Below are 25282 nucleotides of genomic sequence, written 5' to 3' on the forward strand. Positions count from 1 at the left end.
AAGCTAGACTCCACCTAAATAAAACTTAATCCTGTTCTTTAGGAGTTATAAATGACATTTAAGTATGGTGTTGACCAATTAACGTTAGATAGCGTTAATGCTATTGCAGCCGGTACGTTACAGGCAGAGCTTTGCCAAGAAGCAATTGATAAAATTAATAAAAGCCGCCAAAACGTAGACAAAATGGCTGCCTCAGATAAAGCCATTTATGGTATCAATACGGGCTTTGGCCCATTGTGTGATACACAAATTTCTCCAGAAGAAACTAACCTTTTACAAAAGAACTTATTGATCACACACGCTGTTGGTGTGGGTGAGCCAATCGCTAAACCGATTTCAAAGCTGATGCTAATCACCAAAGTACACGCATTAAGCCAAGGTTTTTCAGGTATTCGTTTAACCGTTGTTGAGCGTATGCTTAAGTTTATTGAACTTGATATTATCCCTGTTGTACCAGAGCAAGGCTCAGTTGGCGCGTCAGGCGATTTAGCACCGTTATCACACTTATTCTTACCTCTTTTAGGTGAAGGAGAGTTTTGGGTAAACGACACAATCAAGCCAGCAGCAGACGTATTAAAAGAGCATGGTTTAGCGCCTTTAGATTTACATGCTAAAGAAGGCCTAGCATTAATTAACGGTACTCAGTTTATTTTATCGCATGCCATTACTGCGCTTACTAAAATGCGTTACTTATTAGACCTTGCAGATATCGCAGGTGCTATGAGCATTGAAGGTATGCAAGGTAGCGAATCACCGTTCCGTAAAGAGTTACATGTAATTCGTGCTTTTAAAGGTAACGTAGAAGTTGCAGCGCGCATGCGTAGCTTTTTTGCAGGCTCTGAAAACATGGCTTCACACACTGATTGTGACCGTGTTCAAGACCCTTACTCACTGCGTTGTATTCCACAAGTTCATGGTGCATCGCGTAACGCGTACTACCATTTAAAAGAGCTTGCTGAAACAGAAATGAACTCTGTAACAGATAACCCAATTGTGATCAGCGAAGAAGAAGCCATTTCGGGTGGTGGTTTCCACGGCCAACCACTTGCTATGGTATTAGATTACGCATCAATCGCAGCGGCAGAGCTTGGTAACATTGCTGATCGTCGTTGTTACTTACTGCTTGAGGGCTTACACGGCTTACCACGTTTGTTAACGACATCGGGTGGCTTAAACTCTGGCATGATGATCCCGCAATATGTGACTGCGGCATTGGTAACAGAAAATAAATCATTGTGTTTCCCACCATCAGCAGACAGCGTACCAACATCAATGGGCCAAGAAGATCACGTATCTATGGGTAGTATCTCTGGTCGCAAGTTAAACCAGATTTTAGGTAACCTTGATAAAATCTTTGCTATTGAGCTGATGTATGCAGCGCAAGCAATCGAATTTAGACGTCCTAACAAGTGTTCAGACATCATCGAAGAAAACTTTGCGCTCATTCGCAGCAAAGTTGCCAAACTAGAAGAAGACCGCTTACTTAAGCCAGACATTGATGCCATGGTAGAACTTGTTAAATCGCAAGCGTTTAAAGTTAACTAAGGGAGCAAATAATGACTTTTCAAGAACAAATTAAGCAAGGTATCCCAAGCGTATTACCAGAGCCAAAACCGTATCCAAGTGATGCAAACCGAGCTCCAAAACGTAAAGACATTTTATCGGCTGACGAAAAGCAATTAGCGATTCGTAACGCATTGCGTTATTTCCCTAAAGAATGGCACACCGAATTAGCCGCTGAATTTGCCGCTGAGCTTAAGCAATTTGGCCGTATTTACATGTATCGCTTTAAGCCTAACTATGAGCTTAAAGCGCGCTCAATTAGCGATTACCCGGCTAAATGCGAACAAGCTGCCGCGATCATGTTAATGATCGACAATAACCTTGATCCTGCAGTAGCACAGCATCCTGAAGAGCTAATCACTTACGGTGGTAACGGTGCGGTATTCCAAAACTGGGCGCAGTACTTATTAACTATGAAGTACTTAAGCGAAATGGAAGAAGACCAAACGCTACACATGTACTCGGGTCACCCTATGGGGTTATTTCCATCATCAGTTGAAGCACCGCGCGTGGTTGTGACAAACGGTATGATGATCCCGAACTATTCAAAGCCGGATGACTGGGAAAAATTCAATGCACTGGGTGTAACTCAATACGGTCAAATGACTGCGGGTTCATTTATGTACATTGGCCCACAAGGTATTGTTCACGGTACAACCATTACGGTAATGAATGCGTTCCGTAAAGTGCTCGAAAAAGGCGAATCACCAAAAGGTAAGATCTTTTTAACTGCTGGTTTAGGCGGTATGAGTGGTGCTCAGCCTAAAGCGGGTAACATTGCTAACTGTATCACCGTATGTGCTGAGGTTAACCCTAAGGCGGCTATTAAGCGTCATCAACAAGGTTGGGTTGATGAGCTAATTGATAACATGCCAGAGCTTGTTGAGCGTGTACGTACGGCACAGCAAAATGAAGAAGTGGTTTCAATTGCCTTTATCGGTAACGTGGTTGATGTATGGGAAAGCTTCTTAGCAGAAGATATTTTCATTCACTTAGGTTCAGACCAAACTTCACTTCATAACCCTTGGTCAGGCGGTTACTACCCGGTTGATATCAGCTATGAAGAGTCAAATCGTTTAATTCGTGAAGAGCCAGAAGTATTTAAAGAAAAAGTACAAGCGACGCTTAAACGCCACGCCGATGCTGTTAACAAACACACGGCAAAAGGTACTTACTTCTTTGATTACGGTAATGCGTTCTTGCTAGAAGCATCACGCGCTGGTGGCGATGTAATGGCTGAAAACGGTATTGATTTTAAATACCCATCGTACGTACAAGATATTCTTGGCCCAATGTGTTTTGACTACGGTTTTGGCCCGTTCCGCTGGGTATGTACATCAGGTAAACCAGAAGATCTTGATAAAACAGATGCGATTGCTGCAGACGTTTTAAATAAAATCATGGCAGACTCGCCTGAAGAGATCCAACAGCAAATGCAAGACAACATCACGTGGATCAAAGATGCGAAGCAGAACAAGCTCGTAGTTGGTTCGCAAGCTCGTATTCTTTATGCAGACGCGCAAGGCCGCGCTGAAATCGCTAAAGCCTTTAATGATGCTATTAATCGTGGCGAAATTGGTCCGGTTGTTCTTGGGCGTGACCACCATGACGTAAGTGGTACTGATTCACCTTTCCGTGAAACATCAAACATTTATGATGGTAGCCGCTTCACAGCAGATATGGCGATTCACAATGTAATTGGTGATGGTTTCCGCGGTGCTACTTGGGTATCTATCCACAATGGTGGCGGTGTTGGCTGGGGCGAAGTGATCAACGGCGGTTTTGGTATGCTACTCGATGGTAGTGAAGCTGCCGAGCGTCGTTTGAAATCTATGCTCTTATTTGATGTAAACAACGGTATTGCTCGTCGTAGTTGGGCGCGTAACGAAGAAGCTAATTTTGCGATTAAACGTGAAATGGCTCGTACCCCTAAACTTAAAGTGACCTTGTCTAATAACGTTGATGATGATGTTTTATCAAACTTAGACTTCTAAGTTGTGTCAATGCAAAAAGGCCATGTTGTAAGCGCAACATGGCCTTTTTTATTGCCAAAAAATATTAAATAGCGCATCGTTTGGGAGGCGTTTTTACGCCGAACATCTAAGGTTCACGGCTGAAGCCGTTCCTACGTGAAAATTTCCACGGTTTTTGTCGCCATAAATGACGACCTACATGGGCACCAGTGTAGGCGTGAAACTTGTTTCGCGCGTTTGTATTTAAAAAGTAGCAGTATAAAGCTACTGCTACTTAAGGTGCATGGCCTCAAAGATCATTGACTCGCAACTTTAATCATCTTTCTTAGCTTTTTTCGCGAGAATTTCGACTTCGGCTTTTTCGGTTACACCTGCCATACTCAGGGCTGTGCTGCCTACCGATTCATATTCAAGTTTGATTTTATCGAGTTTGGCGTCGTTTTTGTCTGGTAAACTTAAGCTACGTGATGACATTCCTTTGGTTAAAACACCAAGGTTATCAAACACCTTTTCTTCACCGGTATTCATAATAACTTTAATTTTCTTAAGATTCACAGTGCCATGAGTACATTTAATTTTAATATGGCTGTAACGACTGCTAGTGATTGGGTTAACAGTATCGGTTTCGCTTTTGTAGCTTACCTTTTTCTCGGCAATCGATTTCCATTCGTCATCACTCGCCAGGCTTTGCATGCTTGTTAAAGCAAGAAATGTCGTTAAGGTAATTAGTTTGATTAATTTCATAAGATTCCCTCCAAAAATGTCAATTTAAAATTTATAGCATATAAACAGCTTCGTTTCCTATGAGAAGTTAAATCACAGAACTAATTTCATGTTTTAGTCGTATTAACTAGTAGGTAATTAATTCACCAACCATAATCAGCATGCTATGCTAGTTAAGTGTCTATAAGTTTATGGATTTTCAATGAGATATTACTTTTGTTTAGTGTTTTTTTTGTTTTCAACATCGTCTTATGCAAGTGCTTTGCTTGATGTAAAGCCAAGCAATAAAACGCAGTTCTTGGCTTTGATAAAAGATAAACAAGGCAATTATAAAGTAAAAGAGGGTAGTGATGCGGTTTGCCAAAACGCATCCTTTTCATTGATAAAAGAGCCTACGCAAGGCTTTAGGTTAGGAACGTTAATCGACTTTAGTGACTTACATAACGGAACCCAGGTGAAGAAGATCCCTAACTATTGTGTTGTCAGTTCGAAGTTAAAATACTTTGTAGATGGTATTGTTAGAACTAAGCGCTACTTTCGCTGTGATAATGAGGACGACAACGGTTCAACAACTGAAGATTTGCGTTTTAAAGATAATGGCATTATCACTTATACACTGAGTAAACCTGACGTGTCTTGTGTGTTTGAAAAGCAATAATAGTTTGCCTCATACAATTTTAAGCCTATGATGGCTTTATTTTTTAACTGATAATTCTATGACTAGCCAATTTATTCAAGCATTTTTAGTGCTTGCTGCTTTTTATATAGCAAGCCTTATTATTGACCGCGCTATTAAACAGTTTCAACGTCGCTTTGATTCAACCGCTCTTGAAACTTTCCGGCTGATTTCTAACTCGCAGCGCGCTATTTTATTATTCATTGGTATTGTGCTGGCATTATCGAAACTGGGTTTTGACGTAGCCGCGTTAGTTGCCGGTTTAGGCCTAACAGGCTTTGCTTTGGGTTTTGCGTTGAAGGATGCTATTTCAAACCTAGTAGCAGGTGTCATGATTGTGCTTTATAAACCCATTAAGCTTGGTAATTACATTGAAGTGAGTAATTCAAAGGGCACAGTGATTGACCTTAATTTGCGCTATATCACAATTAAAGGCGAGGGAGCGGTGCATTTAATTCCTAATTCTTTGATTTTAAGTAATAAAGTGTCAATCATTGATCGCGATGACGATTAATCACAAATTTCAGCCATAAAAAAAGCAGCCTAGGCTGCTTTTTTAAGTTTTAGCAAATTACATTTGAGATTGCAGGTAATTCTCAAGCCCTGCGGTTTTGATTAACTGCTGCTGTGTTTCAAGCCAATCAATCTGTTCTTCTTGCTCATTTAAGATGTTATCTAGCGCTTCACGGCTGATGTAATCTTTTTTCTCTTCAGCAAGTTTAATTGCCGCTTTAAGATCAGGTAATGAATCAAGTTCAAAGCTCATATTCGCTTCGATCATTTCTTCAGAGTTTTCACCTATACGTAGGCGGCCTAAATCTTGTAGGTTTGGTAAACCTTCTAAAAACAAAATACGCTCAATTAAACGGTCGGCGTTTTTCATTTTTTGAATAGATACTTTGTAATCAGCTTTGTCTAGTTTTGAGAAGCCAAAATCTTTAAACATACGAGCGTGTAAAAAGTATTGGTTAATACCTACTAATTCATTCGCTAATACTTTATTAAGTGCAGCAATGACGCTTTTATCACCTTTCATACAATTAGCCTCTATTCGCCCATTTGAGATTGATGGTAGTTTTGGCTACCAATTTTGTCGATTAGACCAAGTTGTTGTTCTAACCAGTAAACATGATCTTCTTCTGTATCAAACAATAGCTTCTCAAGCACTTCGCGTGATTGATAGTCTTTTTCTTGTTCACAGATAGCAATGGCTTCTTTAACACAGTCAACCACTTCTAGTTCAAGTGTTAAATCATTTTGCATCATGCTCTTTACGTCTGAGCCAATTAAAAGGTCACGACGCTTAGTCATGTTTGGTACGCCTTCTAAAAACAGAATACGTTTGATCAACCAATCAGCGTGATCTTTTTCTTCTTCCATTTCGTGGTTAAGGCGCTCATACAGCTTATTTAGGCCCCAATCGTCATACATACGAGAATGAATAAAGTATTGATCTATAGCAGCTAATTCGTTTGCGAGTAGTTTGTTAAAACTATCTATGACTTTTTGGTTACCTTTCATAATGCTGTCCTCAAATTCCAAGTTGCGGTAATTGTAGTATATAAAAACAAGATTGCAAACTTTTTCCTTTGTAAATCAGTTGTTTACTATTGATTGTGATTCTCGTTTAAGTTTGCGTTAATGGTTGATAAATGAACAGTTTATCGTTTCTATTTTTAAATGAAAAAAGCCCTTACTAAGAAGGGCTTGTTGTTCTAAACAAAGTTTAATTTAGAAACTATAGGTTGCACCAAGTGTCACAGTGGTACCTAAACCTTTAATGTTATAGCCACCGTAGGTGTATGACTGGGCACGGGCAGGGTAGTAATCATTGTTAAATAGGTTTTCTACCCCCATAAACGCTTGCCAGTTATCGCTAAAGTTATAGCGACCGCTTAGGTTAAATAGGTTGTAACTGCTAATTGGCCCTTGGTCGCCAACATAATCACCGTCTGTATTTGGTTCAAAGCGTTTGCGTGAACCCACATATAAATAACTCACCGTCAGTGATAATTCATCATTAGGCTGCCAGTTTAAATTTGCAGTGCCTTTAGGTGGGCTTATTTGGCGCGAACCCAAGTAAATGTCGTCTTCGGTGTTTTTACCTTCAACATAGCTGTAAGTTGCAACCAGTTTTAGAGTTGGATTAATTTTATAATCAACCAGTGTTTCGTAGCCCCAAATCTCTTGCGGTGCACGTACCGGCTCATACACACCGGTTACTTCATTAAAGCTGTTTGTGGTGCCAAACTCTGATGTACTGCGATAGGCTGCAAATTCAAAACGTAAGTCATCAAACTGTGAGGTAAAACCAATTTCATAGTTATCGATGATTGATGCTTCTGTTTGAATTAAGCCAATATCATTTACCGTTGCTGCACGTAATAGGCGGCCAATATCTGAGATATCAGAGCCTTGTGAATAATTGGCAAACGGGCTGAAGGCCTCAAGTAAATTGTATTTCACACCTACATTATAAGTGGTTGCATCATAATCTATGGTGTCACCCTTTACACTAAGCGGCACTGAGCACTGTGTTTCTGAGCGGCAAAGCTTTAAGGTTTCATAGTCATCAACGGTTAAATCAATGCTCTCTTGGCGCACACCCGCTTTAATAACTAAATCATTATTGATAACCCATTTTGTTTGTAAAAAGCCAGCAAGGCTTTCCATATCCATTTCTGGTACCCAAACACGGCCATCTACAAGTGGCTGAGACGTCACATCATTCAGTGCATCTAGGCCATAAATGAAGGTAGCTTCAACATTGTCAAAATCAACAAGGGTATTAAAGGTAGCGCGCGCTCCTTTCTTTTCAGAGCGAATAATTGATTGGCCGCCTTCGTAGCCTTCGTCTGGGTTCGCTAAGTTTGTAGAAAAGAAAAACACGTTCTCGATGTCTTGCATGTAAAGATCGAGCGTCATTTGGGTATTAGTAAACAGGGCATAGTCTGTGTATTTTAAGGTAATGTTTTCGTTACCATCTGGGCCTTGTGGTTTACCTTTCTTTTGCAGCTCTTTAGGTACATGAATGGCATAGGTTTTTTCGCCATCGTTTAGGTTACCAACTACGTCACCTAAATCGGTTTTTTGTTGAGAGCTAAAGTAGTTATAGCTAAATTGCAGTTGCTTCTCATCGTCAAAATCATAACCTAGTTTGGTGAAGTAGTTTTCGGTTACTGCATCAGATAAACCATACTGTAAGCCAAGAATATCGCCTTCTGCGTCACGTTGAACACCATTTTCTTCGTAACTTGCGGTAAATAAGTAGCTAACTTTATCTGCTCGGCCGTTAATCGCTGCAGAGACACGGGCACCAGCGCTTTCTTCAAGTTTTACTGCACTAAAGCGTGAAGATAGGCTAATTTCACCTTCAGGCTGACCATCACTTGTTGCTTGTTTTGTGATGTAGTTAATAATACCGCCCGATGCACCATTACCATAAACAGAGGTAGCCCCTTTGATCACTTCAATACGTGCAATGGCACTTGGGTCGAGTGTTTTGACCCCTAACGAACCGTTTCTGAGTGGTGTAGATTGTGGCACACCATCAATCATCACAAGTGGTGCACGGCCACGTAAACTCTGACCTGTATTACTCGAACTACCTGTATCAGGTGCAAGACCAGGTACCATTTGCGCAAGTAAGCTTTGTAGTTCTGGATTAACTTTTAAATGCTCTTCAATTTGCTTTTGGCTAATAATCGTGACAGAAGCGGGTACTTCATCAATGCTTTCAAATACACGGCTGCCCGATACAACAACGTGTTCCATTTCTTCTGCGGTAAGTTTTTTATTGATGGCATTATCAGCAAATGATTGGCCGCTAATTGCAAGAGCGACCAGAGTAAGTGAGGTTTTTAACATGCTTGTCCTTGTTAAATCGGTATTTATTATGTGATTGTGCGGCAGTCTAAATGTAAAGAAGTGTAAAGGCAAGGCTAATGATAATTGTTTGCAATAATTAACTGTATTGTTTTGTACCTACTTTTAAATAAGTTATTTAGCAAATAGCTATTAGGTTTAGCAGGACTGTAGCTGTGTTTTTATACCAATCCGCTTAATTAAGTAGTCTATTTTGAGGCAATAAAACCTCGTTGATAACAAGGCAAAAATTTCGTTATTTAGCTGTTCTAAATGAGAAATTTTTAACGCAGTTAGCGACAGGTTTAATCCCTCAAAATGATTAAGTATTATTGCGGGTTGGTATTAGCTGGCACTAGTTTAAAAAGCGTTTTAAGTCGTCAGGTATAGGCATTGGTTTGAAAGGGCTAACATTAGTGCCGCCGGTGTTACCGAGTGGTACCCAAATACGCGAAAATACAATTGAAGCAGCCATACGAACAAACTGACCAATTATTTCCTTGGTATTATGGGTTTTAAAACCAATTTTACACATCCACCAATGTGAGTAAGTGTGCGGAATAATATAGCTTTGACCGAGAATATGAGCCCGCTCTAAGTGATAAAAAGCGGTTGTGTAATCTGCTTTCTTATAACTCGTTTTAGCCAATATCATTTCGGTGTTAAAGGCATTTTTGAGCTCATTATTCATGGCGAATGGTATGTTTAGTAATGATTGTTTATTTGTAATGCCGTTTGTACCAAAAGTAAACACCTGAAATTGTGAAAAACAACGGTGATAAAGCAAATAGTAACCACAGTAATTGCACGATAGAGCCTGCAAAATCACCAATATGAAACTTATATTTAAAGTTCCATGTTTGCGTGGTCCATGAGCTTTGGCTGGCATCATAGCTTGCAACAATATCTGCTGAATATGGGTTCGCCCATACCCAACTATAAGCATGGCTTTCACCCGGGTTCTCTATTCTAAAACCTATGTTATCAGTTGGTTTTTTCGGTAAATAAATTCTAAATAACTTACCCTCAGGAAATACAGTTTGTGCGTTATCAAACGCTTTTTGCACTTGTAAAGGCGTGTCCGCTAAAGGGGGAATAACGGCTGGCGGTTTAGGTCTCTCTTCAACAGTGCCTTGCATCACAAATTCTAATACGGCTTTGGTTTGTGGCTTCCAGTTAAACGCCATACCTGTGTAAGCAATTAAAATGAGTGGAATTAAAAAATACACACCCAGAGCGGTATGTAGCTGATACATTAACACTCTGAATTTTGCTTTACGCTTAATAGCCAAACGTTTAATACGATTTTTTGGCTTAACCCAAATATAAAAGCCAAGCAGAATCTCAAAAATGAGTATTAGAGCACATACCGAAACCCAATTTCTTAGCGGGCGGTTCTTATCGGCATCTTCATAAAGCAACCAGCGGTGCAAAGCCATGGTAAAACCATAAATCGTGCTGTAGTAATCGTACTCATGTAGAACTTGACCATTGTATGGGTTAACACTGACATAGCGGTTATTAGCTAACTGTAATTGCCAGGCAAGATCACTGCGCTGCTCAGGCATTAACAGGGTAACCGGTTGTTTAGTTGAAGCTGAAACATGTTTTATGAGGCTATCAAAATCAAGTGCTGAAGCCGCTGGTGTTACAGTCCATTTATCGCTTTGAGTAAGGTATTGAATGTCTTTTGCGTAAATAAGCAACGCACCGGTCAAACTTAAACAAATTAAAAATAAACCGCTTACTAAGGCAAGCAATAAATGCGTACGACGTAACCACAACTTCAACAAGGTTTGTTCCTTCAGTTTGCTGTTAAAACAAAACTGAATAGTAAATGATAACGCGTAACATTTACACTAAAACTTGTTCAATGGTGCAGCTTTCAATTGCAAAGTTATCATGCAAAAAGTGACGTATTTCATCGTTATTGATGTTGTGCTTGGCACTAAACTTTAGCTCGCAATGAACGTGATGATCGTCTATTTGCCACGTTTTGAGATAATCAATATCAGTAATTGCAAATTGGGTTTTGAGCTCAGTAGTAGCTGCTGCTAAAGCAAAATTATCAGGGGCTGCCTGCATCAATATTTTACTGCTCGCTATTAACAGCAAAACACCATGGTAAATGACATACAAAGAAATCAGCATAGTGGCAATTAAATCAACAATATACCATTGATAAAGAATAATTAAGGTACCTGCTATGATCACCACCACTGAAGCTAATGCATCAGACACATTATGTATAAACGCAGCACGAATATTCATGCTGTCTTTAGCACCTGCTTTGTAAGTTAAAAGAGCGGTGACAAGATCAACAACTAGCGCAAAACCCGCAACCCAAATGATGATCCAACCATCAATGGGCTCAGGGTTTAAATAGTTGGAGATAGCTTCAATAATTAGGTAACCACCAATCACAATTAAACTTAAGCTGTTAAATAGGGTTGCTAAAATTTCAGCGCGTTTATAGCCGTATTGATAACGATCGTTGGCAGGTTTGGCACCAATTTTTCGGGCAATTAGGGCAATGAATAACGACGAGGCATCACTTAAATTATGCAGTGCATCAGCAATTAACGATAAACTGCCAGAAACAAGGCCGCCAATCACCTGAGCGACAGTTAATAACACATTGATTGCAACTGCCAGCATGAGTTGGCGGGTGCTTTGGTTATTTGTATCGTGATGATGGTGGTGGTGTCCGTGTCCCATAATAATACCGAGTTATTGATTTGCTTTATTTTTATACCATGCGTGCCGTGGTATTGAAATGTTTGTAATGCATTGTTCGTGTACAGATTATAATTTACTGTTCAAATGCCGGTGGATTTGTTAATTTAGCGCCGTTGTACCAATTTTTTAGTTCTAATTTTTAGGCTCAATGTGAAAGCTGCATTTATTATTTTGATTAGCGTATTATTGCTCCAGCCACTGCTGGATAGCTTTGATGTGGCCGATCATAATGCTGCGTTTAATCACACCTCGGTACTGTTATCAGAATAAATTGACCTTGAAGCCCATTGCGCAGCCAATGGCGATCACCAGTTACATCAATCAGAGCATGCCGAGCTTAGCAAACAGTTGTCTGACTCAGCCGAGAAAGGCCATTGTCATGTTTGTCACAGCCCTGCGTTTGTTGATTCGCTGCAATTGTCTGAACCTACTGATGTTTATTTCGCTAAAATTGAATCACTTGATTTCAACTTCAAATCGGCTGACTTAGCACCGCTACATCGCCCACCTATTTTAGCTCTTACTTAATCCAAAACCTTTTTTAGATTTTAGTTGGGCTTAGCCCATTTTAAGTAAGAGACACTCTATGTATTTAAGAAATTTTATGCGTTATGCATTGCTGTGCGTATGCTATATGACTGTGACAAATATTTATGCGACAGAACAAGCGCATTACCACCAAGAAAATGAGCAAGCTGAGCATGCTAATGAAGTCAGTTTAACTGAGCAGCAACAGCAACTCGCTAATATCAAAGTAGAACGCCTTGTACTGAAAAAACACAAGCAAACCTTGTATGCACCGGGCGAAATTAAAGCCAATGGCTACGCCAGTTATGTGGTGTCACCGCGTGTTGATTCAATTGTTGTAAAGCGCCATGCCTTATTAGGGCAACATGTAAATAAAGGAGACTCTTTAGTTACTTTATTTAGTGGCGAAGTGGCTAGCCAGCAAACAGAATTTAGATTAGCAAAAGCCGAGTGGCAACGCGTTACTAAAATGACCGCGGGCACAGTCAGCGAAAAACAAATCTTAACTGCCAAAGCCGAGTATGAAGTGGCTTATAGCCGGCTAGTTGCCTTTGGTTTATCAAAACAAGCTATTGTACAAACACTCACCATAAGCCCAGAAAAACTCGGTGAATACACCTTGTTTGCACAAACATCGGGGGCTGTTTTAACCGATAACTTTGCCCAAGGTCAGCGAGTTGATTCGGGGATTGAGCTAATGCTAATAGCCGATGAATCTGCGCTTTGGGTTGCTGCTCAGCTTTCAGCTAATCAAGACCGTACTATCAGTAATGGCTCTACGGCGCTGTTAGAAGTTAACGGCAATCGCTATCAAGCAAGGGTTATTCAAGAAGCACATACCATTGATAAACAAACACGTTCACGAACTGTTAGGCTCGAGGTAAAAAACACCCAGCATAGTTTGCACCCAGGCATGTTTGCGGATGTGTATTTTCATTTTGAAACAGACCAAGAGGTACTTGCCGTACCTGAAAACGCATTAACACGGAGTGCAGATGGTGACTGGCAGTTATTTGTCGTTGATGACGATGGTGGCTTTGCTGCCCATGAAGTAACCCTTGGCAGACGTTTTGGTGATTATCGCGAAGTGTTAGGTATCAAAGCCGGGCTTGAAGTTGTCACCCAAGGTGCTTTTTTTATTGCATCACAGCTAGCTAAAGGCGGATTTGATCCGCATAACCACTAGAGGTGATATATGTTTAATTTATTAATAGAGGCGGTGATAAAGAACCGTTTACTGGTTGTATTGGCCTTGCTTGCAGCGATTGCAGTGAGTGCATTTATGATCCCAAAACTTAATTTAGACGCCTTTCCTGATGTGACGAATGTGCAAGTTGCAGTGAATACCGAAGCGTCAGGGCTTGCGGCTGAAGAAGTTGAGCAGCTGATCACATACCCGATAGAAGCGGTTATGTATGCGCTGCCCGATGTAGAGCAGGTACGCTCTATTTCTAAAACAGGGTTATCGGGCGTCACTGTGGTGTTTAAAGAAGGTGTTGATATTTACTTTGCTAGGCAACTGGTTTTTGAACGTTTGCAGTCTGCTAAAGAGTTGATCCCAGCTGGGGTGGGTATGCCAACCATGGGCCCTAATACATCAGGACTTGGACAAGTCTATCAGTATTTACTTGAAGCAAAGCCAGATGCCAACATAGATAGCATGGCATTGCGTAGTTTGAATGATTGGGTGGTTAAATTACTTATATTACCTATTGATGGTGTGACCGATATTCTGTCATTTGGCGGTGAGGTAAAGCAGTATCAAGTGAACATAAACCCCAATAAGCTCCTTGCTTATGACTTAACACAGCAAGATGTTAGTAACGCACTAGATGCTAACAACAGTAATGTGGGTGGCTGGTATATGAACCGTGGTCAAGAGCAGCTTGTTATTCGTGGTACAGGTTGGTTTACCCCAGGCGAAAAAGGGCTTGCTGAGATTGCACAAACACCTATCAAAACCATTGATGGGACGGTTGTTCAAGTGGCTGATGTTGCGAATGTTGAGCTTGGTAGTGAAATTCGCCAAGGCGCTGTCACCTTATCTAAACGCAATGAACAAGGCGAAATAGTCAATCGTGGTGAAGTAGTGACTGGTATCGTGCTGAAAAGAATGGGCGCTAATACCAAGCAAACGATTGATGGCATTAACGCGCGTATCGAGATGATAAATCAAGCACTGCCAAAAGGGGTTGAATTTAAAGCCATTTACGACCAAGCAGAGCTTATAAGCCAAGCGGTACAAACGGTTATTGACGCACTGCTTTTAGCTTTTGTATTTATTATCATTGTATTAGCGCTATTTTTGTTGGATTTAAGGGCAACATTTTTGGTGTTGTTGTCGATCCCTATCTCGATTGGCCTAGCACTGAGTGTAATGGCATGGCTTGGCTTGTCGGCAAACTTAATGTCGTTAGGTGGGATTGCTGTTGCAATCGGTATGCTGGTAGATGGCTCTGTTGTGATGGTTGAGAATGTATTTAGGCACTTAGGGCTTAAACATAATCAACATAAGCCTTCTTCGCAGCTGGTGGCTATTGCTGCAAAAGAAGTCGCACGGCCTATCTTTTTTGCCTCTTTGATCATACTAACGGTATTTTTACCGCTGTTTAGCTTTGAAGGCGTTGAGGCGAAGTTATTTCAGCCAATGGCTGTAAGTATTATGCTTGCGATTATTAGTGCTGTGATCGTTGCCTTGGTGGTGGTGCCAGCTCTGTGTGTGTACTTATTTGCCAAGGGCGTGACAGTAAAGCAAAGTATTCTGTTAAAACCTATCGATATGCTTTATCAACGGGCTTTACAAAAAGCATTGCAGGCTAAACGCAGCGTTTTAGCGATAGCAGGGTTATTACTAATTGTAGCGGCCGTTATGCTTCCAAGGTTGGGTACTGAATTTGTGCCAGAGCTTGAAGAAGGCACTATTAACCTTCGTGTGACACTTGCTCCATCTGCAAGTCTCGAAACGGCAATCTTAGTTGCACCAAAGCTTGAAGCCATGTTGCTTGAATTTAGTGAGGTGGAATATGCGCTGAGCCGGATCGGTCGGGCAGAAGTAGGGGGCGATCCTGAACCGGTTAATAACATTGAAATCTATTTAGGCTTAACACCTCATGAGCAATGGGTAAACGCGAAAACGCGGGTCGAATTACAGCAACTAATGGAAGCCAAGCTTGAGCAGTTCCCAGGGCTTTTGTTTAACTTTTCGCAGCCCATAGCAACCCGAGTCGATGAGCTTTTATCCGGTGTTAAAGCGCAATTGGCCATTAAATTATTCGGCAGTGACCTAGGCGTTTTAACTAAAAAAGGCCAACAAATTGAGCAGCTAGTTCAGCAAATATCTGGTGCAAAAGATGTTGCTATGGAGCAAATAGGCGGTGAAGCGCAGCTGATAGTCAAACCTAACCGTTTGGCATTGTCGCGCTTTGGTTTATCGGTGTCTGATTTGATGGATGTAGTTCAGCACGGTATTGGCGGGCAATCTGCAGGGCAAATCATTAATGCCAATGAGCGCTATGATATTTATGTGCGTATAGCAAAAAGCTTTCGGCAAAACCCGAATGTGATTGCTGATCTTCGACTGCGAACCCCAGCGGGTGCCATTGTTAGGGTGGGGGATGTGGCCGATGTACAAATAGAGTCTGGCGCTCCACAAGTTCGTCGCGATGATGTTCAAAGGCGGGTGGTTATTCAAGCGAATGTGCAGGGGCGAGATATGGGCTCTGTAGTTGCCGATATACGCGCTGCCATAGCCGATAAAATACAGCTACCAAGTGGTTACAGTGTAGCCATTGGTGGGCAGTTCGAAAACCAGCAACGGGCACAGCAGCGGCTGATGATAGTAGTGCCAGTAGCCTTATTACTCATTGCGTTATTGCTGTATTTTGCCTTTAGTAACCTATCGCAAGTGGTACTTATTCTTGTCAATGTTCCTTTGGCTGTGATTGGGGGAGTGATTGCATTGTATGTCTCTGGGCAATACTTGTCTGTACCCAGCTCAGTAGGGTTTATTACACTATTTGGTGTTGCGGTATTGAATGGTGTGGTGATGGTCGAAAGCATTAATCAAAGGGTTAGTGCAGGAGATAGCAAAGATAAAGCAGTATTTGAAGGCGCAGTTTCACGGCTAAGACCCGTACTTATGACCGCGCTTACTTCAATGCTTGGGCTAATTCCAATGCTACTTAGCACAGGAATAGGCGCCGAAATACAAAAGCCCCTTGCCACGGTTATTGTTGGCGGCTTGGTTAGTGCTACCTTCTTAACTTTATTTGTACTTCCGGTACTGTATAAGTCGATGAGTAAATAAAGCATATGGGGCTAACTTTTAGTAGCCCCTTTTTAATGCCGTGTATTTCTGTAAAGGGCGTTTACACCATGCTAAAGCCCTTATAAACTGGGCGTTACAATAATGATGTAAAAAAGGAATACAGAGTGAGTAACGCAATTACAATTCGTCCGGCAGTCGCAAGTGATGCTGCAACAATCCTACATTTTATTACCGAACTTGCTATCTACGAAAAAGAACCTGACGCAGTTAAAACAGACGAGCAAGCTATTTTAAAAACGTTATTCAGTGAAGGTGCTACAGCTCACAGTGTTATTTGTTTAGAGGGCGACACACCAATTGGTTTTGCTGTGTATTTTTATAATTACTCAACCTGGCTTGGTAAAAATGGTTTGTATTTAGAAGATCTTTACGTCAGTGCAGATAGCCGTGGTAAAGGTGCTGGTAAGCAAATTATGCAATATCTAGCTAAGCAAGCACTCGAAAAAGACTGTGGTCGTTTTGAGTGGGTGGTACTTGATTGGAATAAACCAGCCATTGATTTTTACGACAGCATTGGTGCTAAACCGCAAAACGAATGGATTATTTACCGCCTAACAGGCCAAGAGCTTATCGACTTTGCGCATCAATAAGTAATGTTGTTATAGCTTAAAATCAACAAATAACAATATAAATAAAAATCATTTGCATTTGATCTTTTCTATGTGTAGTTTAAATACACATAGAATGATTGGTATAAGTGCAGGTGATTTTTATGACTCAAACAACACGCCACACACCGTTAACCTCGAACGCCATTGATGACGCGCTTGCCCCTTGGCAAAGTGCAATTTATCAAGGCAACTTAGCATTTGAATCTGGCGAGCTTATTACTGCGCGTGATCATTACACGGTTGCCAGCAGCTGCGCTGAAACACTACTCGCACAGTTTTCTAATTTTCCAATCAACCATTCGGTAACTCGCTCGTTAGAGCATTGTATTGCAGCATTTGTTGTTGCCACTTTGAATCTTGCCGACACATTTAAAGTCATGCAAAAACCAGATAAAGCCTGCACCTGGCTTTGCCATGCTCATCAACGATTAAGCGCGCTGTTAAATCACCCAGAGCAGCAGGTTCGCATCTTGGTGCTGCACCATCATCACAAAACCTATTATGAGCTGGTTAAATTTGCGAGCATGGCATCGGCATTTCCGACACTCATTAACCGAATCAACCAGCTATTAGCTGACCATCCCCATAAAACGCAGTTATTACATTAACGATAAGGAATCAGTATGCCTTTTACATTACCCGATTTAGCTTATGACTATGATGCACTTGAACCGCACATTGATGCGAAAACCATGGAAATACATCACACCTTGCATCATCAAACCTATATCAATAAAGCGAATGCTGCACTCGAGGGCAGCCATTACTCTGAGCAAGATGCTGAAACATTACTACGCACTATTTCATCAATGCCTGAGTCTTTACAAAAAGCAGTACAAGAGCATGTGGGTGGTCACCATAATCATTCATTATTTTGGCAAATAATGACACCAAACGGCGGTGGTCAGCCAAGTGGTGAATTAAATACAGCAATTGTTGATACATTTGGCAGCTTTGACGCATTTAAAGAGCAATTTACGAATGCAGCGGTAAGTCGCTTTGGCAGTGGCTGGGCGTGGTTATGTGTTGATGAAAATAACCAATTGATTGTTGAAAGTAGCCTCAATCAAGATAGTCCACTTATGCAAAATCACATACCTATTTTAGGGCTAGATGTGTGGGAGCATGCATATTACTTGAAGTATCAAAATCGTCGCCCTGAATATATTGCGGCATTTTACGAAGTGATCAATTGGCCGGAAGTTGAGCGCCGATATTTAGCTGCAATTAAATAGCTGTTTAATTAGTTAAGGTCCGAAACTGGCTAGTCAAAAAATAATATTCAGTTAAGCTAACGGTATTAGCGTGTAACGAGAAAAATTATGACTAGCCAACAATGGCAAACTGCGAGGCAAAGCCGCGACCCACGCTTTGATGGGGTGTTTTTTGTGGCGGTAAAAAGTACTGGCATTTATTGCAGACCCATTTGCCCCGCACCAACAGCACAAGAAAAGAACGTTGAATACTACCAATACGCGCACTTGGCTGCGCAGGATGGTTTTCGACCCTGTATTCGCTGTCGCCCAGATAGCGCACCGAATAGCCCTGCTTGGTTAGGTACTAAAACCACCGCATTACGCGCCAAACAACTGATTGATAAAGGCGAGGCCTACGATTGTGAGGTTTTAGCCGACAGACTCGGCGTGTCGAGCCGCTATTTACGCCGTTTGTTTAACCAACACTTTGGACTCTCGATCACCCAATATCGATTATTTAACCAATGTAATTTTGCTAAACAGTTATTACAAGAAACAGATTTGTCGGTGGCAGATATCGCATTTGCTTCTGGCTTTAATAGTATTCGTCGTTTTAATGATGCTTTTTTGAAGCAGTTAAATATCGCTCCTTCAAAGTTACGCAAGTCAGATAAAAAACCAAGCGCCACGCTAACCTTAACACTGGCATTTAGGCCGCCTTATAACTGGCAAGCACTGCATGACTTTTTGCAGCGCCGTTTAATTAGTGGCCTAGAATGGCTGAGTGCAACGAGCTATGGTCGTACTTTTAAAGACAAATATTGCCAAGGGCAATTCACTGCGCATTTTGTTGAGCATAAAAACCATTTTAAAGTGGCGATTGATATAGATAACACCCGTTATTTACAGCAAGTGATCCATAACATTCGTCGTGTGCTTGATTTAGACGCCGACACGCAAACTATTGAACAGCATTTAGATGCAGAGCTTAAAGGCGCAATGCCGCTTTGTGTTGGGTTGCGTTTGCCGGGAATTTGGTCAGACTATGAAGCGGGCATACGTGCGGTTCTTGGTCAGCAAGTGAGTGTTACTGCGGCTCACAATCTCGTAACTCAGCTTGTGAATGAATTTAATCAGCAAAGTACTAACCACTATTTTCCAAGCCCTGATTGGGTTGCCAATTCTGAACTCGACTTTTTTAAAATGCCACAATCACGCAAAGATGCACTACGGCGTTTAAGTGCTTATTGTCAGCAAAACCCAGAGAGTCAAGAGCTTGATAATTGGCTTGAGCTCAAAGGCATTGGTCCGTGGACAGTTAATTACGCCAAGCTACGCGGTCAAAGCCACCCCGACATTTTACTAGCGGGCGACTTAGGGGTTAAAAAAGCCCTCGCTGGAATAAGCGAATTTAACAGTGAGCACTGTGCACCATTTCGTTCATATTTAACTTTTCAACTATGGCAACAATTATGAGTATGCAACAAGTTATAATGCCAAGCCCCATTGGCGATATTACCATTCAAAGTACAGCAAAAGGTGTCAGTTACGTTGGCTTCTACCCAGTGGTTACGATGCAAACAGAGGCTGTTGATGAGCACACCCTTACACCTATTTTAATATGTATAAGTGAGCTTAATGAGTACTTTAATGGTGAGCGTAGGCGTTTTACTGTTCCACTCGATACCCAAGGTACCCACTTTCAAAGGCAAGTGTGGCGTGCGCTGATGGATGTTGAATTTGGACAAACTAAAAGTTACCAAGAGATAGCACTTGCCATTAATAACCCAAAAGCGGTGCGTGCAGTGGGCGCTGCAAATGGTAAAAACCCGATTAGCATTATTGTACCGTGCCATCGGATTATTGGCGCAAACGGTAAACTCACAGGCTATGCGGGTGGCCTTGAAAGAAAAGAGTGGTTACTGAAACACGAAGGAATTTTGTAAAAAGTTAAATTGCCTTCTACACTATTTAAAGCTTAACTAAATTAGTAACTTATTATGACAGTGATGTTGTTTTTTACTAGAGTATTTTTGTGTACAGGGTTGTTTTTTACTTTTACTTGTTATGCGAAAGAGGCGTCTCCCTTACTAATTAAAATTTGTGTGGCGGATCATAATAAAGCGCCGATGTTTATCGATGCTAAAAACGAAATCCCCATTATTAATAGCCAAGCACAAATTAATACTCTAAATGAATTAGATCTCGCAATAGATGAAGTTCAATTTCAATACCAACAAATGCCTTGGCAAGAATGTATATCATCAATAAAGCACGGCACTGTTGATGCATTTATTTCTGGTTTTAACGCGCTTAAAAGTGACTATGCTGTTTTCCCTGTTAATAAACAGGGCAAACCTCTCGATAAATATTCATTCGCATCTTTGAGCCAATGTTTAATCGGTAAACGACGTTTTCATTCAAAGTGGAATTCACGTGAGGTATTTCAATCAAAAGCATTCTCGTTAGCTGTTGCTAATGGCCATTTTGTTGGTGATGCTGCAAGTGAAGATGCGTTTTTTATTGAGCACACATTTACGCTACAAACTGCGATTGAACGAGTTGCTCAGGGAAATGCTGATGCAGCACTTGTGATTTGTGAGATTTCTAAGAATAAAGTCGATCTTAGTCAGTACTACCAATTTAAACTTGCTCCACTGTTCCCACCGATCAATACCTCAATAGCATATTTGGCTTTTTCAAATGAGTTTTTCTATAAGCATAAACTAGATGCAAACCTAGTTTGGGAGCAGCTCGCCAATAAACAATTGGCAGGGATTTATGCAAGAATGTTGCAAAATACGAGCTCAGAACAAAACACTCATTATGGGACAAAAGAATAAGGTAAAGGATGATGTTGTCGTTCGATTAGGGTAGCATATTGCGACTTTAAAATTTGGGCAACATCATGGCACAGCTGTACTTTTATTATTCTGCAATGAATGCAGGCAAATCTACCACACTTTTACAATCTGCATTTAACTACCGCGAACGTGGTATGGAACCGGTTATTTTAACAGCGGCTATTGATGATAGAGCAGGTGTTGGCAAGGTGTCTTCACGTATTGGCTTACAGGCTGATGCGCATATTTTTGATGCAGAGAAAGATGTATTTGAGCTAATCAAATCTTTAAATGCAGAGCAAAAGCGCCATTGTATTTTAGTTGATGAATGCCAGTTCTTATCAAAAGACCAAGTAATGCAATTAACGGATGTGGTTGATGAGCTTGGTATTCCAGTGCTGTGTTATGGCTTACGTAACGATTTTAGAGGTGAGTTATTTAGTGGCTCACAATACTTACTTGCATGGGCTGACAAACTAATTGAGTTGAAAACAGTATGTCATTGTGGTCGTAAAGCTAATCATGTACTGCGTACCGATGAGCATGGCAATGCGATTGCAGACGGTAATCAGGTAGAAATTGGCGGCAACGACCGGTATGTATCAGTGTGCCGCAAACATTATAAAGAAGCGTTAAATCTCGGCCGCTAATGCTGAGATAAAGCTATCAATACCTTGCTTAGTGACGCCTAAATGGGTCACTAATCGCAGTGGTTTTCCTGGCGAAAATAACATATTTTGTTCTTTTAGCGCATGTGCCACTGCTTTTAAGTCGATATGTTCGGCAACGTTTGCGTAAACAATGTTGGTATCGATTTGAAAAGGTGATGTATCAAAACCAGCTAACGTGTTTAATTGCTCTGCTAAATACGCCGCGTTATCGTGATCTTCAGCAAGTCTTGTTAGGTGATGCTCAAGTGCATACTGACCAGCGGCTGCCAGCATACCCGCTTGGCGCATACCACCACCAAGTACTTTACGCCAGCGGCGCGCTTTATCAATCAGTGCTTTGCTACCTAGTAATAGTGAGCCAACCGGCGCACCGAGTCCTTTTGATAAGCAAATAGACACTGAATCAAAATACTGGGTGATCTCAGTGATATCAACACCTAACTTAACCGCCGCGTTATACACGCGGGCACCGTCTAAGTGCAGAGCAAGGTTATGTTTATCAACACACTCTCTAGCTTGTTTAAGATAACTTAGCGGGAGAACTTTGCCACCAATGGTGTTTTCTAAGCTAAGTAGTTTGGTTCTAGCAAAGTGAAAGTCATCAGCTTTAATTGCAGCCACAACTTTGTTTAAATCTATGCTGCCATCGGCATTATTTTCAATTGGTTGCGGCTGAATAGAACCTAATACAGCGGCACCGCCACCCTCAAATTTGTAGTTATGCGCTTGTTGACCACAAATGTATTCGTCGCCACGTTCACAATGCGCCATTAATGCTAGTAAATTGGCTTGTGTACCTGAGCAACAATAAAGGGCGCTTTCGAAGCCATGGCGCTCAACAGCAAATTGTTCAAGCTGATTAACGCTTGGGTCGTCACCATAAACGTCGTCACCTACTGGGGCGTCATTCATGACCGCGCGCATGGCTGCTGTTGGTTTTGTAACTGTGTCTGAACGAAAGTCGATCATTTTATTATCCTTATACTAGTTCGTTAAGAATGGCTTCGCGGTCGGTTTGGTCAAAATAGCTCCAAGCAATAAAGCGACTTATTTTTTGGCCTTGTGCCATTTTTATAACTTTTACTTCTTTCACATCAAGTGTGCTGAGTAACTTTTTTATATGAGGTAAAGTGTCAGACTTTGAAACAAGTGATGTAAACCAAATACATTGCTCTGCAAACTCTTGGCTCTCAATACACATTTTACTGATAAATTCGCGTTCACCGCCTTCACACCAAAGCTCGTTTTGACGGCCACCAAAATTAAGCGCTTTTTGTGGCGCTTTGTTTAAGTTTTTCCATTTACGTTCAGTACCTGCATTTGCCTGTTGCTCGCTGGCATGAAACGGTGGGTTGCATAAAGTTAGATGAAAGACATCTTTATTCGATATTACGCCCGTAAACATTTTATTGGCGTTACTTTGCTGCTTAACATTTATTTTGAGGCGGTTAAATTGCACAATTTGCTTAGCAATTTTAACAGACAATACATCAATATCTGAGCCTGTGAAGTGCCAGCCATATTCGTGGTTACCCGTAAGCGGGTAAATCACATTTGCACCCGTGCCTACATCAAGCACTTTTACTTGCTTACCCGTAGGAATATGACCTTGGTTATCGCTTGCTAATAAATCGGCCAAATGATGAATGTAATCCACTCTGCCAGGAACTGGCGGGCAAAGGTAGTTGTCGGGTAAATCCCAAAAATCGATTTTATAATGGCTTTTTAATAACGCTTGGTTGAGGGTTTTAACTGCTAACGCATTGGTGAAATCAATGGTATCAGTACCCGCTGGCGTTTGCGTTATATAAGGTGTTAGGGCAGGAGTATCTTTACATAGCAAAGTAAAGTCGTAGCCATTAAAGTGGCGATTTCGCGGATGCATTAAGGAAAACCTATCTGTTAGCCATATTAAAGGCTGATTGTACCAAATAAATTTTTAAAATGTGGGAGTGCTAATCTAATAATCACTTTATCAGTTATTCACTAATTATAGATAATTTAACTTTCGTGCGATTCAGAGCACGCTGATAATCAATTTTTTAATTTTGGCATCATTTGTGCTTTCTCTTATGTACAGTCCATTTCAAAGCGCTCAATTGCAGAGAGAAGTTAGTTTTTTATCAATTAACTTTTTCTACTCATAAGTAGTTTAATGATTGAGGTGGTTTGTTTTTTCACAATGCAGTGAATACAACTAATCTTGGGGAATTATTATATGAAGTTATCTATTTTAGCAATGTCTTCACTTTTTGCTTCGCAAATTGCAATTGCAGACAATTTAATTGCAAACGGCTCATTTGAACTGGATGTCGTAAATTCAACATGGACATTGTTAGATGAAGTTAACGGATGGCAAAGTGAAGGTGCAAGATTTGAAATTCAAACATCGCGTCTAGGTCTTATTACTGCTCAGCAAGGTAATCAATATGTCGAGCTAGACTCTACTTCTAATTACAGCATCTTTCAAACAGTCGCAACTGAGGCTGGAAAAACTTATGAAGTTTCATTTTACTACTCGCCTCGTATTAACGGTAACAATGATACAAATAAAGTTGATGTGAAGTGGAATGGAACAACAGTACTAAACGTAAATGCGACGCAAAGAGGCTGGCAATCATTTACATTATCTGTAGAAGCAGATTCAAACTCTTCAGAAATTCGTTTTAGCGGCGCAGGTGCGAGTGATAGTCTAGGCGGTTTTATTGATAACGTTGTTGTCACTCAAAAGCAGGCTTGTCATTCTGGTATATTTGGTATTAACAATTTTGGTTCTTCTGAAACGGGTTATGTTTATAAATTTGACCTAGAGACAAATACTTACAGTGTGGTCGCAGGAGCGCAAAATACGGCTTCAAACATTGCAAGTTATGATGGCAAACTTTATTTTATGGAACAACTTGATTCTGGCACGAAAGCGTCAAAACTTTGGTCGTTAGATTTAGAAACGGGCGCTCAAGTTGCTGAGGCTGATGCTACATCTTGGCCAATTTATCGTTCAGCAGTCACGGCAGACGGACAATCTTTACGTGCGACAAGTAAAACCTATATGTATGACTACAACTTGCAAACTGGAGAAAAAACAGTACTAGGCAAGATGCGCTATTCGGGAGATTCTTTCTCACATGGTGATGTAGCATATTCTGCTGATAATAATGTACTTTACGTATTAACAGGTCAATCACTCTATACCATTGATGATGGTTCGATGGAGTTAACCTTAATTGGTGAACACGGCATTAATTGGGCTTCAGGATTAGCGATTGCTGATGATGGAACATTGTATGTTTCAGGAAGAAAAGCAGGCGAAAATGCGAAGATTTACAGTGTTAATCCTCAAACGGCTGACTCTAGTTACGTTATGGATGCACCAGAGCACATTAATGATTTAACTTTCGTAGATAACTACTGCGAATAGGCGGTGTTTATAAAAATAGCCAGTGGTTCTGGCTATTTTTATTTAGTCTATTAAACATGGTAAGCAAAATTATTTGATAACTGATAGGTTGCTTTGCTTAAAGTATGGGCTACTTGAGGTTAAGAGCGAAAGAACGGGTATATTGGCCAT

The 25282-nt window shown here is 40.9% G+C and carries 24 protein-coding genes; 15 read left to right on the top strand and 9 right to left on the bottom strand.

The genetic code is table 11. From position 1 onward, the window contains the following. Positions 1 to 51: 51 nt before the first annotated feature. Together hutH and JIG37_RS11600 are read left to right on the top strand one after the other, a co-directional pair. Positions 52 to 1545, top strand: coding sequence for a histidine ammonia-lyase (hutH, locus tag JIG37_RS11595; protein WP_054552090.1), 1494 nt, complete (start codon positions 52 to 54; stop codon positions 1543 to 1545). Positions 1546 to 1556: 11 nt separating this feature from the next. Further along, positions 1557 to 3557: a urocanate hydratase gene (locus JIG37_RS11600; RefSeq protein ID WP_199529410.1), complete on the top strand. Its 2001-nt coding sequence runs from the start codon at positions 1557 to 1559 to the stop codon at positions 3555 to 3557. Between the two features lie 291 nt (positions 3558 to 3848). Here JIG37_RS11600 and JIG37_RS11605 read toward each other — a convergent pair whose 3' ends face one another. After that, positions 3849 to 4280: a hypothetical protein gene (locus JIG37_RS11605; RefSeq protein ID WP_138599963.1), complete on the bottom strand. Its 432-nt coding sequence runs from the start codon at positions 4278 to 4280 to the stop codon at positions 3849 to 3851. A gap of 181 nt (positions 4281 to 4461) precedes the next feature. On the opposite strand from JIG37_RS11605, the gene JIG37_RS11610 reads away from it, so the two are divergent. Both JIG37_RS11610 and JIG37_RS11615 read left to right on the top strand, forming a co-directional pair. Then, the gene (locus tag JIG37_RS11610) at positions 4462 to 4917 is read left to right on the top strand and encodes a hypothetical protein (protein WP_199529411.1); all 456 of its coding nucleotides are present in this window, start codon (positions 4462 to 4464) and stop codon (positions 4915 to 4917) included. Between the two features lie 58 nt (positions 4918 to 4975). Then, the gene (locus JIG37_RS11615; RefSeq protein WP_187491126.1) at positions 4976 to 5449 is read left to right on the top strand and encodes a mechanosensitive ion channel domain-containing protein; all 474 of its coding nucleotides are present in this window, start codon (positions 4976 to 4978) and stop codon (positions 5447 to 5449) included. Between the two features lie 57 nt (positions 5450 to 5506). On the opposite strand, the gene bfr (JIG37_RS11620) is transcribed toward JIG37_RS11615, so the two are convergent. From bfr (JIG37_RS11620) to JIG37_RS11645, 6 genes are all read right to left on the bottom strand, one after another. Next, positions 5507 to 5971: a bacterioferritin gene (gene bfr, locus JIG37_RS11620; protein WP_054552095.1), complete on the bottom strand. Its 465-nt coding sequence runs from the start codon at positions 5969 to 5971 to the stop codon at positions 5507 to 5509. An 11-nt stretch (positions 5972 to 5982) separates the two neighbouring features. Continuing rightward, positions 5983 to 6456, bottom strand: a complete 474-nt coding sequence (gene bfr / locus JIG37_RS11625) for a bacterioferritin (RefSeq protein WP_054552096.1) — start codon at positions 6454 to 6456, stop codon at positions 5983 to 5985. A 210-nt stretch (positions 6457 to 6666) separates the two neighbouring features. Beyond that, positions 6667 to 8802 carry a TonB-dependent receptor gene (locus JIG37_RS11630; protein ID WP_138599962.1) on the bottom strand — a complete coding sequence of 712 codons (2136 nt, stop codon included), beginning with the start codon at positions 8800 to 8802 and terminating at the stop codon, positions 6667 to 6669. Positions 8803 to 9154: 352 nt separating this feature from the next. Then, a complete protein-coding gene (locus tag JIG37_RS11635) occupies positions 9155 to 9490 on the bottom strand; it encodes a DUF3703 domain-containing protein (RefSeq protein ID WP_199529412.1) in 336 nt (111 codons plus the stop codon). 28 nt (positions 9491 to 9518) lie between these two features. Continuing rightward, complete coding sequence (locus JIG37_RS11640) at positions 9519 to 10589, bottom strand: PepSY-associated TM helix domain-containing protein (RefSeq protein WP_199529443.1); 1071 nt, start codon at positions 10587 to 10589, stop codon at positions 9519 to 9521. A gap of 64 nt (positions 10590 to 10653) precedes the next feature. Continuing rightward, positions 10654 to 11517 carry a cation diffusion facilitator family transporter gene (locus JIG37_RS11645; protein ID WP_199529413.1) on the bottom strand — a complete coding sequence of 288 codons (864 nt, stop codon included), beginning with the start codon at positions 11515 to 11517 and terminating at the stop codon, positions 10654 to 10656. A gap of 369 nt (positions 11518 to 11886) precedes the next feature. Here JIG37_RS11645 and JIG37_RS11650 point away from each other — a divergent pair, with 369 nt between their 5' ends. The 10 genes from JIG37_RS11650 (at position 11887) to JIG37_RS11695 (ending at position 21693) form a co-directional block, all read left to right on the top strand. Next, positions 11887 to 12066, top strand: coding sequence for a hypothetical protein (locus tag JIG37_RS11650; protein ID WP_199529414.1), 180 nt, complete (start codon positions 11887 to 11889; stop codon positions 12064 to 12066). 58 nt (positions 12067 to 12124) lie between these two features. Then, positions 12125 to 13252 (top strand): efflux RND transporter periplasmic adaptor subunit, encoded by a 1128-nt coding sequence (locus JIG37_RS11655; protein WP_199529415.1) that lies wholly within the window; start codon positions 12125 to 12127, stop codon positions 13250 to 13252. A 9-nt stretch (positions 13253 to 13261) separates the two neighbouring features. Then, on the top strand, positions 13262 to 16372 hold the full coding sequence (locus JIG37_RS11660; protein WP_199529416.1) for a CusA/CzcA family heavy metal efflux RND transporter: 3111 nt from the start codon (positions 13262 to 13264) through the stop codon (positions 16370 to 16372). A gap of 125 nt (positions 16373 to 16497) precedes the next feature. Beyond that, complete coding sequence (locus JIG37_RS11665; RefSeq protein WP_054552102.1) at positions 16498 to 16983, top strand: GNAT family N-acetyltransferase; 486 nt, start codon at positions 16498 to 16500, stop codon at positions 16981 to 16983. 122 nt (positions 16984 to 17105) lie between these two features. Beyond that, positions 17106 to 17612: a hypothetical protein gene (locus tag JIG37_RS11670; protein ID WP_138599957.1), complete on the top strand. Its 507-nt coding sequence runs from the start codon at positions 17106 to 17108 to the stop codon at positions 17610 to 17612. A 15-nt stretch (positions 17613 to 17627) separates the two neighbouring features. Beyond that, a complete protein-coding gene (locus tag JIG37_RS11675) occupies positions 17628 to 18239 on the top strand; it encodes a superoxide dismutase (protein WP_138599956.1) in 612 nt (203 codons plus the stop codon). Positions 18240 to 18326: 87 nt separating this feature from the next. Beyond that, entirely contained in the window at positions 18327 to 19676 is a 1350-nt protein-coding gene (locus tag JIG37_RS11680; protein WP_199529417.1) for an AlkA N-terminal domain-containing protein, read from the top strand. A 2-nt stretch (positions 19677 to 19678) separates the two neighbouring features. Continuing rightward, a complete protein-coding gene (locus tag JIG37_RS11685) occupies positions 19679 to 20146 on the top strand; it encodes a methylated-DNA--[protein]-cysteine S-methyltransferase (RefSeq protein WP_199529444.1) in 468 nt (155 codons plus the stop codon). Positions 20147 to 20305: 159 nt separating this feature from the next. Beyond that, positions 20306 to 21043, top strand: a complete 738-nt coding sequence (locus JIG37_RS11690) for a hypothetical protein (RefSeq protein WP_199529418.1) — start codon at positions 20306 to 20308, stop codon at positions 21041 to 21043. A gap of 65 nt (positions 21044 to 21108) precedes the next feature. Further along, a complete protein-coding gene (locus tag JIG37_RS11695; protein WP_054552107.1) occupies positions 21109 to 21693 on the top strand; it encodes a thymidine kinase in 585 nt (194 codons plus the stop codon). Here JIG37_RS11695 and ltaE read toward each other — a convergent pair. Then, positions 21676 to 22683 carry a low-specificity L-threonine aldolase gene (gene ltaE / locus JIG37_RS11700; RefSeq protein ID WP_199529419.1) on the bottom strand — a complete coding sequence of 336 codons (1008 nt, stop codon included), beginning with the start codon at positions 22681 to 22683 and terminating at the stop codon, positions 21676 to 21678. The genes JIG37_RS11695 and ltaE overlap by 18 nt on opposite strands. Before the next feature lie 10 nt (positions 22684 to 22693). Continuing rightward, positions 22694 to 23599: a 23S rRNA (adenine(1618)-N(6))-methyltransferase RlmF gene (rlmF, locus tag JIG37_RS11705; RefSeq protein WP_199529420.1), complete on the bottom strand. Its 906-nt coding sequence runs from the start codon at positions 23597 to 23599 to the stop codon at positions 22694 to 22696. Positions 23600 to 23932: 333 nt separating this feature from the next. On the opposite strand from rlmF, the gene JIG37_RS11710 reads away from it, so the two are divergent. Then, positions 23933 to 25132 (top strand): DUF642 domain-containing protein, encoded by a 1200-nt coding sequence (locus JIG37_RS11710; protein WP_054552110.1) that lies wholly within the window; start codon positions 23933 to 23935, stop codon positions 25130 to 25132. Positions 25133 to 25282: the final 150 nt, after the last annotated feature.

The sequence above is a fragment of the Pseudoalteromonas sp. bablab_jr010 genome (assembly GCF_016464105.1).
GTDB lineage: Bacteria > Pseudomonadota > Gammaproteobacteria > Enterobacterales > Alteromonadaceae > Pseudoalteromonas > Pseudoalteromonas simplex.

Excerpts from the sequence above, each read along its gene's own strand:
- rlmF (WP_199529420.1), bottom strand. The coding sequence starts at position 23,599 with ATGCATCCGCGAAATCGCCACTTTAATGGCTACGACTTTACTTTGCTA.
- JIG37_RS11605 (WP_138599963.1), bottom strand. The coding sequence starts at position 4,280 with ATGAAATTAATCAAACTAATTACCTTAACGACATTTCTTGCTTTAACA.
- bfr (WP_054552096.1), bottom strand. The coding sequence starts at position 6,456 with ATGAAAGGTAACCAAAAAGTCATAGATAGTTTTAACAAACTACTCGCA.
- JIG37_RS11710 (WP_054552110.1), top strand. The coding sequence starts at position 23,933 with ATGAAGTTATCTATTTTAGCAATGTCTTCACTTTTTGCTTCGCAAATT.
- hutH (WP_054552090.1), top strand. The coding sequence starts at position 52 with ATGACATTTAAGTATGGTGTTGACCAATTAACGTTAGATAGCGTTAAT.
- JIG37_RS11635 (WP_199529412.1), bottom strand. The coding sequence starts at position 9,490 with ATGAATAATGAGCTCAAAAATGCCTTTAACACCGAAATGATATTGGCT.
- ltaE (WP_199529419.1), bottom strand. The coding sequence starts at position 22,683 with ATGATCGACTTTCGTTCAGACACAGTTACAAAACCAACAGCAGCCATG.
- JIG37_RS11630 (WP_138599962.1), bottom strand. The coding sequence starts at position 8,802 with ATGTTAAAAACCTCACTTACTCTGGTCGCTCTTGCAATTAGCGGCCAA.
- JIG37_RS11655 (WP_199529415.1), top strand. The coding sequence starts at position 12,125 with ATGTATTTAAGAAATTTTATGCGTTATGCATTGCTGTGCGTATGCTAT.
- JIG37_RS11670 (WP_138599957.1), top strand. The coding sequence starts at position 17,106 with ATGACTCAAACAACACGCCACACACCGTTAACCTCGAACGCCATTGAT.
- JIG37_RS11645 (WP_199529413.1), bottom strand. The coding sequence starts at position 11,517 with ATGGGACACGGACACCACCACCATCATCACGATACAAATAACCAAAGC.
- bfr (WP_054552095.1), bottom strand. The coding sequence starts at position 5,971 with ATGAAAGGTGATAAAAGCGTCATTGCTGCACTTAATAAAGTATTAGCG.
- JIG37_RS11615 (WP_187491126.1), top strand. The coding sequence starts at position 4,976 with ATGACTAGCCAATTTATTCAAGCATTTTTAGTGCTTGCTGCTTTTTAT.
- JIG37_RS11685 (WP_199529444.1), top strand. The coding sequence starts at position 19,679 with ATGCAACAAGTTATAATGCCAAGCCCCATTGGCGATATTACCATTCAA.
- JIG37_RS11695 (WP_054552107.1), top strand. The coding sequence starts at position 21,109 with ATGGCACAGCTGTACTTTTATTATTCTGCAATGAATGCAGGCAAATCT.
- JIG37_RS11675 (WP_138599956.1), top strand. The coding sequence starts at position 17,628 with ATGCCTTTTACATTACCCGATTTAGCTTATGACTATGATGCACTTGAA.
- JIG37_RS11600 (WP_199529410.1), top strand. The coding sequence starts at position 1,557 with ATGACTTTTCAAGAACAAATTAAGCAAGGTATCCCAAGCGTATTACCA.
- JIG37_RS11680 (WP_199529417.1), top strand. The coding sequence starts at position 18,327 with ATGACTAGCCAACAATGGCAAACTGCGAGGCAAAGCCGCGACCCACGC.
- JIG37_RS11610 (WP_199529411.1), top strand. The coding sequence starts at position 4,462 with ATGAGATATTACTTTTGTTTAGTGTTTTTTTTGTTTTCAACATCGTCT.
- JIG37_RS11660 (WP_199529416.1), top strand. The coding sequence starts at position 13,262 with ATGTTTAATTTATTAATAGAGGCGGTGATAAAGAACCGTTTACTGGTT.